Origin of the sequence: Marivirga lumbricoides, assembly GCF_014636295.1 — a bacterium.
GTDB lineage: Bacteria > Bacteroidota > Bacteroidia > Cytophagales > Cyclobacteriaceae > Marivirga > Marivirga lumbricoides.
In genome coordinates, this window is the sequence record NZ_BMEC01000013.1 from 181,910 (window position 1) to 196,034 (window position 14,125).

General features: G+C 35.9%; 17 protein-coding genes. All 17 read right to left on the reverse strand.

Annotated elements, in window-relative coordinates; genetic code table 11:
• Positions 1-49: 49 nt before the first annotated feature.
• The 17 genes from IEV85_RS19285 to IEV85_RS19365 all read right to left on the reverse strand — a co-directional run bounded on the left by IEV85_RS19285 (position 50) and on the right by IEV85_RS19365 (position 14,123).
• A complete protein-coding gene (locus tag IEV85_RS19285) occupies positions 50-241 on the reverse strand; it encodes a hypothetical protein (RefSeq protein WP_188466569.1) in 192 nt (63 codons plus the stop codon).
• Positions 242-497: 256 nt separating this feature from the next.
• On the reverse strand, positions 498-1,622 hold the full coding sequence (dnaN, locus tag IEV85_RS19290; RefSeq protein WP_188466572.1) for a DNA polymerase III subunit beta: 1,125 nt from the start codon (positions 1,620-1,622) through the stop codon (positions 498-500).
• A gap of 1,240 nt (positions 1,623-2,862) precedes the next feature.
• Positions 2,863-3,804 carry a hypothetical protein gene (locus tag IEV85_RS19295; protein WP_188466574.1) on the reverse strand — a complete coding sequence of 314 codons (942 nt, stop codon included), beginning with the start codon at positions 3,802-3,804 and terminating at the stop codon, positions 2,863-2,865.
• The gene (gene gldG, locus IEV85_RS19300; protein ID WP_188466576.1) at positions 3,797-5,488 is read right to left on the reverse strand and encodes a gliding motility-associated ABC transporter substrate-binding protein GldG; all 1,692 of its coding nucleotides are present in this window, start codon (positions 5,486-5,488) and stop codon (positions 3,797-3,799) included. Before gldG ends, IEV85_RS19295 begins: the two co-directional genes overlap by 8 nt.
• Positions 5,476-6,210: a gliding motility-associated ABC transporter permease subunit GldF gene (gene gldF, locus IEV85_RS19305; RefSeq protein WP_188466578.1), complete on the reverse strand. Its 735-nt coding sequence runs from the start codon at positions 6,208-6,210 to the stop codon at positions 5,476-5,478. The genes gldG and gldF overlap by 13 nt, the downstream gene beginning before the upstream one ends.
• Positions 6,211-6,213: 3 nt before the next feature.
• Positions 6,214-7,119, reverse strand: coding sequence for a gliding motility-associated ABC transporter ATP-binding subunit GldA (gldA, locus tag IEV85_RS19310; protein WP_188466580.1), 906 nt, complete (start codon positions 7,117-7,119; stop codon positions 6,214-6,216).
• Between the two features lie 161 nt (positions 7,120-7,280).
• Positions 7,281-7,712, reverse strand: a complete 432-nt coding sequence (locus tag IEV85_RS19315) for a hypothetical protein (RefSeq protein WP_188466582.1) — start codon at positions 7,710-7,712, stop codon at positions 7,281-7,283.
• Positions 7,713-7,875: 163 nt separating this feature from the next.
• The gene (locus tag IEV85_RS19320) at positions 7,876-8,604 is read right to left on the reverse strand and encodes a toxin-antitoxin system YwqK family antitoxin (RefSeq protein ID WP_188466585.1); all 729 of its coding nucleotides are present in this window, start codon (positions 8,602-8,604) and stop codon (positions 7,876-7,878) included.
• Between the two features lie 95 nt (positions 8,605-8,699).
• Positions 8,700-9,386: a LapA family protein gene (locus tag IEV85_RS19325; RefSeq protein ID WP_188466587.1), complete on the reverse strand. Its 687-nt coding sequence runs from the start codon at positions 9,384-9,386 to the stop codon at positions 8,700-8,702.
• Between the two features lie 2 nt (positions 9,387-9,388).
• Complete coding sequence (locus IEV85_RS19330; RefSeq protein WP_188466589.1) at positions 9,389-10,159, reverse strand: hypothetical protein; 771 nt, start codon at positions 10,157-10,159, stop codon at positions 9,389-9,391.
• A gap of 263 nt (positions 10,160-10,422) precedes the next feature.
• Positions 10,423-10,965: a hypothetical protein gene (locus IEV85_RS19335; protein WP_188466592.1), complete on the reverse strand. Its 543-nt coding sequence runs from the start codon at positions 10,963-10,965 to the stop codon at positions 10,423-10,425.
• A gap of 345 nt (positions 10,966-11,310) precedes the next feature.
• Positions 11,311-11,715, reverse strand: a complete 405-nt coding sequence (locus tag IEV85_RS19340; RefSeq protein ID WP_188466594.1) for a hypothetical protein — start codon at positions 11,713-11,715, stop codon at positions 11,311-11,313.
• A gap of 80 nt (positions 11,716-11,795) precedes the next feature.
• Positions 11,796-12,626, reverse strand: coding sequence for an RHS repeat-associated core domain-containing protein (locus IEV85_RS19345; protein WP_188466596.1), 831 nt, complete (start codon positions 12,624-12,626; stop codon positions 11,796-11,798).
• Between the two features lie 79 nt (positions 12,627-12,705).
• Positions 12,706-13,086, reverse strand: a complete 381-nt coding sequence (locus tag IEV85_RS19350) for a hypothetical protein (protein ID WP_188466598.1) — start codon at positions 13,084-13,086, stop codon at positions 12,706-12,708.
• Between the two features lie 28 nt (positions 13,087-13,114).
• Positions 13,115-13,315, reverse strand: a complete 201-nt coding sequence (locus IEV85_RS19355; protein ID WP_188466600.1) for a hypothetical protein — start codon at positions 13,313-13,315, stop codon at positions 13,115-13,117.
• A 49-nt stretch (positions 13,316-13,364) separates the two neighbouring features.
• Positions 13,365-13,655, reverse strand: a complete 291-nt coding sequence (locus IEV85_RS19360) for a hypothetical protein (RefSeq protein WP_188466602.1) — start codon at positions 13,653-13,655, stop codon at positions 13,365-13,367.
• On the reverse strand, positions 13,656-14,123 hold the full coding sequence (locus tag IEV85_RS19365) for a hypothetical protein (RefSeq protein ID WP_188466604.1): 468 nt from the start codon (positions 14,121-14,123) through the stop codon (positions 13,656-13,658).
• Positions 14,124-14,125: the final 2 nt, after the last annotated feature.

Below are 14,125 nucleotides of genomic sequence, written 5' to 3' on the forward strand. Positions count from 1 at the left end.
ATAAAAAAGCAGCCAATATTCAGCTGCTTTTTTTTACTTCTAAATTAATTTAATTTTTTTTGGGAGTTACTACCACTGTATCTAAACAGTTACCACCTGACCCTACACAATTCCATGTATAATCAAGTACTCTTAATGAACTTGCATCCTTAGCTGCTTGAGCTTTATTAGTCTGCATTGCAGAATTTAAACTAAACATAGCTACAGCATAAACAACAAATGCTCCTATTACTTTTTTCATAATACAATTATTTAGAATTAAACATTTATTAAATGTTTAAAACCATATCTCTAGAACTCCAAGAAACAAAATAAGATTAGCTAGCATTTTCATTTGTCAACGGGGATTCTTGTAGGTTTTGGTTTTAAACTCTATATGCAATTAACTCAATAATAACGACTTATCAAAATTAACCACAGATAAATCCGCATACTAAACAAAAAACCTCCACAATTTACATTATGGAGGTTTTCAATATCTTGTTTGTGTTCTTAGTTTAAACGTAGTTGTTCAACATCACAGGCATTACCAGTAAAAGGATGTCTTCATTCTCATCCATATCAGATGGAAAGAGTAAACCAGCTTTGTTAGGTGCCGACATATCGATGCTGATTTCTTTGCTGTGTAAATTGTTAAGCATCTCTACCAAGAACTTGGCATTAAAGCCGATTTCAATGTCTTCTCCCTGATGGTCACAAGCTAAAATCTCATTTGCTTCGTTTGAGAAATCTAAATCTTCTGCAAAAATCTGTAATTCACTACCTGCAATTTTCAACCTTACCTGGTGAGTAGTTTTATTGGCATAAATGCTGATCCTCTTTAAAGAGGACATGAATTCCTGCCTGTTAATCGTCATTTTAATGTTGCTTTCAGCAGGAATTACGTTTTCATAATCCGGGAAACGCTCGTCCACCAGGCGACAGATCATTTTAATATTATTGAACTTGAAATAAGCATTGGACATATTAAATTCCACTGACACATTCACGTTTTCAGCCGGAAGACAGTTCTTTAATAAGGACAAAGCTTTTCTTGGTATGATAATTCCAGTTCCGGCATCTGAGGCAATGTCTACTCTTCTGTAGCGAATTAAACGGTTACCGTCTGTAGCTACAAAAGTGGTATTGGTTTCATCAAATTTAACATACACACCACCCATTGCAGGACGTAACTCATCGTTACTTGTAGCATAAATGGTATGGTTAATGGCTGTTGAAAGTATATCCGCTGAAATATCTACAGTATCAGGGTTGTCAACCTCCTGTACTTTTGGGAAATCAGTAGCGTTTTCACCTGCTAATTTATATCGTCCGTTGTCGGAACTGATTTCAATGCTGTAAGTTTCTAAATCAATAGAAATGGTGATTGGTTGCTCCGGAAGGTTCTTTAAAGTATCCATTAAGATTCGGGCCGGAACTGCAATATTTCCATTTTCAGAAGCTTCCACATCAATCTCTGTGATCATGGAAGTCTGTAAATCAGAAGCAGTAATAGTCAGAAGACCATCCTGTATTTCAAATAAAAAATTCTCCAAAATGGGCACCACCGGGTTAGTGGTAATCACCCCATTAATGGCTGAAATTTGCTTAAGCAGTGCGGATGAGGAAACTATAAATTTCATTTCTTATTGGTTTATCTGTTGGGTCTGTGATAAAGTCCACAGTGCTACCCCTTCGGTATCGGTTTATTTCTTCTAACAAAGTTAGAAATTAATTTGCAAATCTATACTTTATCCAACATTTAGCAAATAATAAATAAACTCACTCCTGATTTATCTGCTACAAATCTTACCTTCTCTCGCCCGATTAGTCAGGACAGGCTAAGAATAAAGGCGAGAGATCTACTTCAAATTAACTCTTTTCAAATTAACTCTTTTATTTAAATTACTATTTTTATCTACTATCAATATTTTGAATGATTGCCTTCAATATTCCCTTCTCTTTTGTAAAGAGAAGGGTGGTTCCTCGCCAGCTGGCGAGGAACCGGGATGAGTTACAGATTATCAAAAGTTAGAATCTTTATATTGAATGAAAACAGTAATCGGTAGTTGTTTTTACTGCACTCTATTAATCATGCTTAGTAATTTCTATAAAACTTTAAAGCTTAAAAAGACACCCCTATAATCCCCTTAAGGGGATAGTTTGCACTGATTTACAACAGCGGAAAGTCTTAAACCTGTGCTAAAAATCCCCCCTTACCCCCTTTGAAATAAAAGGGGGAGAGATCTGCTGAGTGAATTTTAATTTTTCTACTAACAGCAACTAAATGTCAGACATTGTATGATTTAATTTTCCAGCAGTGTTCTACTTCATTAAACTCTCCTTTTCAGGAAAAAATTTATTCCCTCTTGCAATAGGAATAGCTCCCCACTGATTTTCAAACTGTACTAAAAAAGATAGCTTATAATTCCCTTGAAGCAATAGTTTCCTACGGTATACAATAGTGGGAAGTCCTGAGCCTGTGCTACAATCCCCCTACCCCCTTTGAAGTAAAGGGGGAGAGATCTGCTGAGTGAACTTTAACTTCTCTACTAACAGCAACTAAATGTCAGACATTGTATGATTTAATTTTCCAGCAGCGTTCTACTTCATTAAACTTTCCTTTTCAGGGAAGAATTTATTCGCTCTTGCAATAGGAATAGCTCCCCACTGATTTTCAAACTGTACTAAAAAAGATAGCTTATAATTCCCTTGAAGCAATAGTTTCCTACGGTATACAATAGTGGGAAGTCCTGAGCCTGTGCTACAATCCCCCTACCCCCTTTGAAGTAAAGGGGGAGAGATCTGCTGAGTGAACTTTAACTTCTCTACTAACAGCAACTAAATGTCAGACATTGTATGATTTAATTTTCCAGCAGCGTTCTACTTCATTAAACTTTCCTTTTCAGGGAAGAATTTATTCGCTCTTGCAATAGGAATAGCTCCCCACTGATTTTCAAACTGTACTAAAATAGCATTAAAGTCTGGGACTGTGTAGAATGTCATTTCAAGATTTTTGGATGCATCCAAGGCTTTTATTTTGATGATTCCCTTTTTTGAAAAACTATCACGATAATTAAACACCTCATTCTCTTCTGTAAGATATTGGTCTACATAGAAATAGTTGAATTGCTCTACAAAGTCCATCACTTTCACACTATCTGCTTGCGGATGATTCCACTTTAGCAGGCCTTCATCGTAAGAGAATTTTATTGAATCACCTTCTTCTTCTTCTTCTTCGGCAATGGTAAGGCTCACCACATTCTGCCATGTTCCGCTAAATACAGTTCTGTCGCGCCAATCATTGGCTTTTACTTCGAAAATACCTGCCACGTAACTCTGGTAGCCCGGTAATTGCATCAAATAAACTTCTCCATCTTTTACAAAATAGGAACTTATAGTGCTTATATCTCCACCGGCAGTAAACTCATTTACCAGACTCTGCTCGCCATACAACTGCACCTGAATTCCTGAATCCAGCACCTGTTGTTTAATTCGCTCGCTTTCTTCTCCTGTAACCACTCTCTGCACAGAAATTCTCTCCATAAGTGCCATTAGGACTTCTTTCATAGAAGGATCAAGCGCAAAAGTATCGTTCACCTGCCAGTTCTCCCCTTCTTTTTCCAGCACATTATTCACTTTTGCAGATTGCATACTGATTTTTGTAAGCGATTCCCGAGGGTTGGTAACAGCAAAGAGCTCTTTATCAAAAGTAGTGGACTTCTGTTGGTAAGGATTATACTGAAAAGCCCAGATACTGGCTACTATTAAAACAGCTAACACTGCCAGTAAAGCAATATTTTTTTTCTTCTGCGACTTATCCATTGAACTTAGCATATTTACGTTTGCGCCAGAAATACCTTAGCACTCCAAAAATAATGATCATAAAAATTGGCAGTGCTACATTCAGCAATTGAATAGCCAACTTATTATCAGCTATTTTCACTTTATCCAGCGGACGAATTTTAAATTCTTTATTTCTTGTGATAATGAGCCCGTCATCCTCCAACAGGTAATTCACCATATTCAGGATCAGCTGATCGTTGGCAAAGGGTGCAGGATGGCGTGCATAAGGATCGACCCCTAAAGGAAATGGTGTGGCTTTTTCTTTGTCCATTTCACTTAGCAAAAGATCTCCGTCAGAGGCTACAATAATCGCATTGGCTGTACTATTGCTTAATAACTCTGTATTTTCCCTATCCTCAGGTTTTAATCTGTTTTTGTAGGCTGATGAAAACTCTCCTTCCAACAGATAGGCAACAGGCACATTTTTAAGGTTGAAATTCTCTGGTACTATATCAGTTTTCAAATCCTCAAAGTTGATGTGGACAGGTCCTTTTAACCTTCTGGTATAATCTGAAGTGCTAATCAAAGGAGTCTTTTTGATGTCTGATGCTGTAACAGTATCAATAGAACTTACAAACTTACCATACACCGCATTTAAATTTCTTACGATGGGGTGTGGTGCATAATTATTAAGGATGATGTAATAAGGCCACGGCAACAGTTGAATCTGAGGTTTATCGCCCATATTTCCGGTAACAATCGGGAAATTGCCACTGTTGACATCCTGAAGTACATCTTTATTGACCCTTACTCCATATTTAAATAAAATCTCGTCCAGGTTGGTTTCAATAGGTAATGCCATGGCGCCATACTCTCTGATGCTATCTACTGAAATAGATAATCCATCCAGGAAAAAGAGAGGTTTTCCTCCTCGCATGATGTATTGATCAATATCATACAGTTCCGAATTACTGAAGGTCTGAGTGGGCTTAATGAAAAGTGCTGCATCAAATTGTGAAAGTTTAGACAGATCACTCAAGGGAAAGAGGTCAAATTTATCTTCCAGCGTAGTTCTTAAACCGCTGAGTTGCTGGCCAGCAGGCTCACCGTGTCCCTGAACAATGGCGATTTTCTTTCTCTCTGAATTGGTGAGGTTTTTAATAGCTTGCGCCAATTCATATTCCAGGTTTTCAATGGATTGATTTATGGCTTCCCTGGCTCCTGCTGCATTATTTCCGGAAAGTAATATCACAGGCTCACTGCGCCCTTTGTAGGTTATTTCGGCTCCGGGAAATATCAATTTTTGCGATTTTCTACCTTCTTCCGTGTCAAATACATTGGTCGGCTGAATGCCTTTATCAATTAATACCTGGTAAAACTGATTTCTGGCTTTTGCCGATTCTGCCTGGTCAGGATTGACAAAGCTGTACTGAATATTTCCGTAGGCATACTCTTTAAACTGATCTAAAGTCTGCTTGATGGCTGTTTGTAAGCGGGAAAATTCTGCGTTGATATCTCCGGCAAGGTACACTTCCACATAGAGCGGCTCCTCCAGGTTTTGAAGCAAAGATTGTGTAGCTTCACTCATGGTGTAGCGGTTTTCTTCCGTTAAATCCCAGCGGATAACTGTAAACCTCACCAAAAAATTGATCAGCAAAAGCAAAAACAATGCGATGAGAAACTTTAGGGTATATTCTGTTGATTTTCGCTTTAAGAATTCCATTTCTTCATTTTTAAAATCCAAAAAGTAGCACCCAAAAACACAGCTGTAACTGAAAGGAAATAGATAACATCCCGCAGGTCAATCACTCCTTTTCCTAAAGCATCATAATGGGCCAGCATGCCTAATTTTTGTATTTGCACACCCCAATCATTCATAAATTGCAAATCAGCAACGGAAGAAAAGCCCATGAAAAATATAAAGCTCACGAATACTGCAATGATAAACGAAACGATCTGGTTTTCAGAAAGTGATGAAGCAAATATGCCAATGGCTGTATAAGCTGAAGCCAGAAATATGAGCCCAACATAAGCACCCATTATTCCTGCTGTGTCCACATTTCCTGCCGGGTTGCTGATATAGGAAAGGGAAAAATAATACACCAGAGTTGGGATTAGGGTTACTATTACGAGGACAATTCCTGCAAAATATTTTCCTAACAAAAGCCTCATTTCATCAATAGGCTTAGTGAGCAGCAGTTCCAGCGTTCCGGTTTTGGATTCTTCTGCGAAAGCACGCATGGTAATGGCGGGAATGAGAAACATAAAAACGTAAGGCGCCAAATTGAAGAAAATGCCCAGATCGGCATAACCATATTCAAAAATGGAAGTATCAGGAAAAACCCAAACCAGCAAGCCCATGGTGACTAAAAAGACAGCCATTACCAAATAGGCAATAAGGGAATTGAGAAATGAATTGACTTCTTTTTTAAAAATACTCCACATACCTTAATTCCTGGTTAGCTTTTGAAACACTTCTTCCATATTTCCTTTTTCCAGTGCTATACCAATAAGCTCCACCCCATTCTGGCTGGCCCATTGAAAAATCTCTTTTCTGATATCTGTTTTTGCTTCCAATAAATATTGCGTAGGGGTTACCTCTTTCAAGTCGTTTATTTCACTGTGCTGTTTCCAGTAAGCGAAATCTGCAGGAGCTGCCAGTTCTATCCTGATCGTGAATTTCTCCTGCTCTCCTGTTAGTTCATTTACCGGCTGATCGGCAACCACAGTCCCTTCTTTAATAATGATGGCGCGGTGGCAAAGTGCCTGCACTTCCTGCATAATATGGGTGCTCAATAATACGGTTTTATCTTTACTGATAGATTGAATCAGGTGCCTGATCTCCACAATTTGGTTAGGATCTAACCCGGTGGTGGGCTCATCTAAAATGAGTACGGTTGGGTCGTGCACTAAAGCCTGCGCCAGCCCTACCCTTTGTCGGTAGCCTTTTGAAAGGGCTCCAATCAGTTTATTTTGCTCTTTTTGGAGTCCGCACAACTGCACTAGTTCTTTTACTCTTTCACTTAATTTCTTGCCGGAAAGGCCATAAATGCCTCCACAAAAGCGAAGGAACTCATGCACGTACATATCCAGGTAAAGCGGATTATGCTCTGGCAGGTAACCAATACATTTTTTTACTTCGTGCAGATTCTGCGTTACATCCCATCCATCTACTTCCACAGTGCCATTTGTAGCAGGCAATGTGCCGGTAATAATTTTCATGGTAGTGGATTTACCTGCGCCATTAGGCCCCAAGAAACCTACAATATTGCCTCTTCCAATATCAAAGGAGATATTGTTGACTGCAAGCTGTTGACCATAACTTTTAACTAAAGATTGAACACGGATGGACATGTATTGCTCTGCTCAGTGATTTTTTAATGAACGCAAAAATAGTAAAAGTATTGGACTTAGAATTTAGGATGTACTTTTTTCGGGAATTGTTTTTGGGTGGGGGGGGGGGAATAATGTACGGCAGAAGGTGAGGATTGGTAATCTGATGGATTTTAAGAATTTTAGGTAGTTTTTATTTTACTTTTCAGTTTATGGACTGCTGGGTGAGTTGAATAAAACAGGAAAAACTCTGTATATCCAATAAAAATTATTCGCTTTCCAAATTCGGATTTTTCTTTAAAAACTATAAAAATGAATCTTGGATACATTATTAATTGTGATACGCTTTTAATATTTGAAACCGGTATTTTAGCTATTTTGAAAAAGTTGTCTACATAAAGATAGTTATCGTCCATATAAACATTTTTAGCCCGTACAAAGAAGAGGTAGAGAACTGCTATGAGAATAAACATAGCGACAAATGCAGATATTAAAACTAACTCTTTTTCAGCTAATCCTTTAATTATAAGGGTCAAGAATCCACCAATAAAAATTACAGGAAATATGAATTTCCAAAAGAAAGTTAACGAGGTAGAAAGTCGTATCTTTTGCATGTTATTATACCTGGCGATCCTATAAAACATGTTTTCTATACTTGTCTATGAAATACTGAAAGTAGCAATTTATGTGATCTTGGCAAACTGAATTACAGGCTATTTAGCAGTCAATTTGCTACAAAGTATAAGCAAATGTGTTTTATATATTGATTAAGTGAATTTATCGTAATTCGAAACTACCAGTTTTCTCGCCTAAATTGTTATACATTGAAACAGGTTCGACTGGCATACCATTATTATACCTTGTCTCCCATTTTATAATACCATTAGGCCAAAAAACTTTGAATGAGCCATCTTTATGTCCTTCTGTCCAATTTATCACATAATATAAAATGTCGTTTTTAAATATTGAGTCAGAGCCATACCTTTTCCCCGATTTAAAGTAGCTTTTGCGTGCTAATTCTGTCAATTGATTATCGTAATATTCGAGCCAAACACCCTCTCGCTTTCCTTTAATAATATCTCCCTTCATTCTTTCGTTTTCCAAAGGATTAATTATTTGAAGTTTAACAGTATCTGCACTAACTTTTTTAGTGTCATTTGAATAGATAGCCAGTTGACCGATATAATTATAACTAATAATTGAATCAGTAAAGTTTTCCGTGACAGAGTCAGGCACCATTAGGTCTGCCATATGCATAAAGTAGATGCTATCATTGTCAAAAGTCAAACCTTTGAGGATTTCTTCATCATCTATAGTTATTTTAAAGTTTATTGAATCAATTTTACCTGACTCAAGAGATTCACCAAGTCCTTTTGCCTTGTAGACACAATAAACATCTTGATAGTTATATAGCACTACTTTCTGTGGATTTGCAGTCAGAACTATATCTTTTTCATCGGTTATACAACTAAATGCTAGTAATATTATAATTAGAATTTTCTTCATGCTATTATTCACTTTAACGCTAAATGTATGAATCGTAGCTTAGGTATGCGCATTTGCCTTGTGCGGCTATGATTTCATACATAATGTTAGCACCTTTATATTTCATCTAATTCCTTTCTTATTTGCTCAATGATTTCTTCCTTCGTTTTTAGTAGCTGAGCCGACACTTCTTTAATCTCCGATTCTACTATTTGGACCCCAGAAAAATCATTGGTCATGATTGCTGGACTTAACTCTTTAATCAGTTTTGATGTAAGTTCGAAGGAATCATCATAAAGCCTATCCATATGATTAAGTAAATCAAGTGATTTTGGATTGGCAATCATTTTAACACCATTAGTTTCACTTCGTAGTCTAATTAAGTTTTCATTTGCTTTGTACATTAATTTATTAATCCCTTCAGAAAATTTGGTTATTGCTTGCGTCTCTTTTTCTTTATCACCATTTGCTTCTAAAAATTCTTCATTGTAAGTGTTAATAATGGGCAAAAATTCAGTCTTTATATCTTCATTGGATTGAATTGCAAAATTATCTATTAGATTAAAGTATTTGGTAAATTGTTCTCTCTTACTTTCGTACTTATACTTTCGCTTTTCAATATCTAGTTGATGCTCTTTCCTAACTAATTGCTTCTCCTCTTCTAATCTTTTTATATCAGCCAAAAGCGCTTTATTTTTGATTCTTTGTTTCAAATAAGAAGTGAAGAAACCAAATCCAAAAGCCATAACTCCAAGTATCAAATTAGGCCAATACTGTGTAATCAAGTCATTTATCTCATCCATTTTTATCTTTTTGATTTGAAAAAGTCAAAGGCTGCCTTAATCCTTTCAAACAGTCCTTTGTCCGCAAACAGAACTCTACCAATAATTATCATTGTTCCATCCTTTTTCAGAAAGAATTCTTTCTTATCATCTGTAATCTCCCTACCATTCAAATAAAAGCTATACATGAAACCATCTATTAACATATTTAAAATAGGGCTATTCTCATTTTTGGTCAGAAAAGGATCAAGAATAAAACCACCCGCAATTTGACCTTTCTTATATTTTATAATTTGAAGAAGGCAACCGAAATCATCAGAATCAAGAGGATTTTCATTGTATACAGCAATTCTAAGTTGTTCAATAATTTCTTCTTTAATTTCGGGAGTGTTAAATGACTTTGATATTATAATGCGCCAAAGAAGAGAAAGCAAAAAAATCTTATACTCAGAATATGAGAATCCCGCATATTCGTAAGTGAAAAATTGTTGGTCAGGGGTTTCGTTTGCTTTCTTTATATATGCTTTGTTGTTTGAATTCTTGGCGTAAATAGTTTCTGCAGCATAATTCTCGTATTTACTTAATTTGACTTCACAATCTCCGCACAACAAATATTCTCTAATTCCTTTTTGCTCAATTCTTTTTTTGGAGTTTTCTGTATTAGTGAGGTCAACACTTAGCGAATAAAATCGCCTTGGTGCATCATCATACAAATTCTGGTACATAAATTCCGGTAGAATATGTGACTTTCTCAACTCTTTTTCCTTTTCACATAGCTTACATTTACCAGTCATAGTGTCTTATTAAGAATTGGTGCTAACGACCAGCTATCGGGTGTATGTCCGCAGCTAGTGAATAGCACTAAAGTAGTGAAATCTGCCGAAGCTCACAACGGTTCCAAATGGCACTGCGTTCTGAAAGTCTTAAAATCCTGCGAGCAAAAGGTGGTAGAAAGCACCAACCTTTCTCAGCGGCAGATATCACGGTCGAGTTGCACTGAAACCAGCCAGAATGCACTAAGACATATGCCCGATCAGCGCCTGTTATATGCATCCATTTATCGCTCAGCTCGTTGTTCTTCAGGTATGTTCACAACCCCACATCCGTCAACAAGAGTTCTGTCGTTCTGGTTAGTTAGCTTAATGTTCAGGACAAAGGAAGTCCACTGTTTACCAGTTACAGTTGCAATATTCAAAGTTGAGTCATAGTTCGAGAGCAAAAAGCCTTCCTCTGGGTAATCTTGAGCATCGAGAATTGGATCAAACCCCAACCCATAATCTGGTTCACGTTCAAATGCTTCATTTATCATGTTAACCAGTTCAGTCTTGAAGTTGTCTGTTACCAGTTCCGAAGAGTTCACCCACTCTCGAATTTCAACCGCCTCTCTCATTTTGTTGGCATTCTCGACATATGAATTTATGAAGCCCACCGCTATTTCAGGATTCAGTTCGGTCGGTGACTCAATTCGTTCAGGTTGTTCCGGTTCTGTTGAAGTTGTGTCAGTTAATTCAGAAGTTTCTACAGCGTTGGAGTTCGGTCGTGGAGAAGAATTACAGGCAAAGAGTGTCGAAATTATGACTGTTAGGATAATGTGTCTCATGGCATAGGTTGCATATAACAATTCGCTAAATACACCTAAAGGTGCATTTAGCTGCTTTATATTTTTTACTAACCGACAACAAACGCTTGTAAACGCTTACAAACATTTACAAATGCTTAATATCGGCTCTAGATTAATAAGGATAATAATAAACTATTCCTTACTGAAATCCTACATTTTCACCGAAAAGGAATGAAAAATACCTAAAATGTAAGTAATGTTTTAGACACATAATCAAACTGATAATCATATATGTATATAAACAATGCAATAACTGCCTGATTCAATTTATTGGAGAAAAAACCACCAATTGGGAAGGGTGCATATGTTAATGCTTCAAAATAATTAATACATATCCGTACCCTCTTCTAATTGCAAACTATCTGAATAGTTAGAGAATATTTCTACTTTATAATATTGATTCTGTTCATTTCTTCTCTTTACCAACACAGACCAGTAATTTGCATGTACAACGAAAAATGGCGATAGATCGATCTCTTTTTGATTAGCGTTGTCTTTTAGTATATCTTCATACATAAATACTTTACTTCCATTATATTCAAATACTTTGTCAATCAATTCATTTTCAGAGGTCAATTGACCATGTTGTACTATTTGAATCTCAAAAGTACTGTCGTTAAAGAATTCTGTATACAGAATATGAAAATTCAATTCTTGATTCTTCTCTGGTTCTATGAGAGACAAGACTGCCTCTATATCATTTGCTGTCAATTTATATTTAGTACTCAAAACTTCTCCTTTGTTTAAACTACATGAACTTTGGAAGCTTGAAAAGCAAATAATAAAAATTAATGAAACTAATAAGTTAATTACTTTTTCCATGATCTAGATCTTAATGTCCAAGGTATACCGCCATCTGCTTGCGGTCTATATTGCGATGTATTTGATGTAACCCCTTCATAATTCATTTGCTTTTTACCATAAATAAAATATGGAACAATCACATTATTATATTTTTTATTATTCAATCCAATTATTAAATCTTCACCAGAAGGCCTAGGAGTGCCAAGATAAGTAGCTGATGCAGCTGCATTAGGGTGGCCTGGATGTGTATGAAATGCTGCTATTGGCCTACCAGTAAAGCTTCCATCATTTGAAGTAAACGAACTTTTAAGCTCCAATTTAAACGCAGCATGCATTGCAGTAACCTTTCCATTACTGTTAGTTTCTAATCTTTGTCCTTCATATGGTAGTACGTTTAACATCCTGCCCCCTTCAGAGTTTTCATAAATGGCTCCTCCTACTTCTTCAGATGTATGCATGGAAATTCCAAGTGCCAATTTCATCCCCCCCATTACATTAGATGTTTGCATCCCATCAGTTTTAATATTCTGACCATCAGATAACAATCCTTTATCAACTTCATCAACTATAGTTTCACCTGTTTGATTATCAACCAATTGATCTGTAGCATCAGCCGTCTCTTTAATTAAGTTTATATTTCCCGATTCTTTATCAAGAGCATATATATCCAACATTCCCGTAGGGTCCACCCCCGTAATCGGATTATTCTGCACAAAGTTATAAGGTGTGAACCAGTTACGTGCATCTGCCATAGGGTCTACCTGCCAAAAGCGACCTAGCGCAGGGTCATAAATTCTTGTATGTAAGTTGAACGCCCTCACTCCTAAACCTAGCATTTCTTTTTTGCTAGTTAAACCTTTGTCTTTTCGTATAATTCATCTAGTAGCTCACAGAAAGAATAAGGTAGATAGCAAATCAATCCTGCTTTATAAAAGAATAATCTCTAGGTGGGTGCGAGACTTCTTCCCATACACCCTTTTTCAGCGTATAGGTTCTGACAAAAAATATCTTGTCATTTTCTACTACCATTTTAGAATGCTTTGGCATATTAGAACTTGCATCAGAGTACAATCTTATTAAATTGATGGTATCACTCTTAACAAAATAAATCCCTGAATAAGTTAACATCGATTCCGAACTATAAAACTCATATTTTTCATCATCAATAAAATATATATAATCAGTCATGTGATTATCATCTTTAAATTCCCATCTAGTTTTAGATAAGTCATTTAATTGGGCTGAGCAATTCTGAAGAAAAATAAATGTGAAAGTGCCGATAAGTAGATATTTCATAGTATTCAATTTTTGAAACTTCAGTATGTCATTCAACATTAATAGGCATTAATTCAGAATTTCTAATTCTATATTCACATCTGATGGGCAAAAACTTCCATTCGATAACATCTTCATTATCTCTTTGCGACAAATCTAATACATTAAGCCCATCCTTTTTTAATTCATAATCTAAAATATTTGCAAGCTTACCATTGGAGGTATCATAAACCACTACAGGATGACTCATGTAATTGAAATAACCTTGTAATTCATTATTATTCACGGAATCACTATCATTAATAAATTTTACTAAACCAATGAGAGAAGATTGAAACTAAAGTATCCGATTTTTCAATGGAAAATATAATAAACAATTTAGTAGGCTCTTTCCAAGGATTCTTAATAGTCCCATATTTTTTTGTATATTTTTGTAACTCACCTACAACAGCTTCTCCTAATGCATTAATAGTATCTCTTTTATTGTTTTGGTATGATTGATTTTCCGTTTTTACCGGCTGATTATTTGAGCTATTACTACAAGCTGCAAAAAATAATGATAGAAGAATTACTACTACTTTTTTCATCATCTAATTGCAATGAATTTTATAGGATTCAAGTAAATTCAATTGGCCCTCTTTTATTTCATATACCCACAGCGAGTAATCGCTAGGATAAGCTTCAAAATCTTTATTATAGGTAAACTTTTTTTTGCGCCCTGTCTTAATATAAAGATTTTTTAAGCTGTCACTTACTACTAGAACTGTATGTCCATCAGCTTCAAAAAATCCTTTTATGTTCTTTTGTGAGCTACTAGTTAAAAAGTCCAGTCCTTCTATCATTGTAATTCGTACTCTGAGGCTATCAGCTTCAGAAATATCTTTAATAAGAAACATTAGCTTTGAATTATAATACTTGCAATCTTTTTGGGATTTAGAAAGTGCTTCAATAGTTGTGGACAAATTAGTGGATGGCTCAATTTCATCTAACTGCAGCGAATCCTCACACTCGGAAAAATTCAGTATGTTTAGGAATAATATATATATATACACTTTCATAA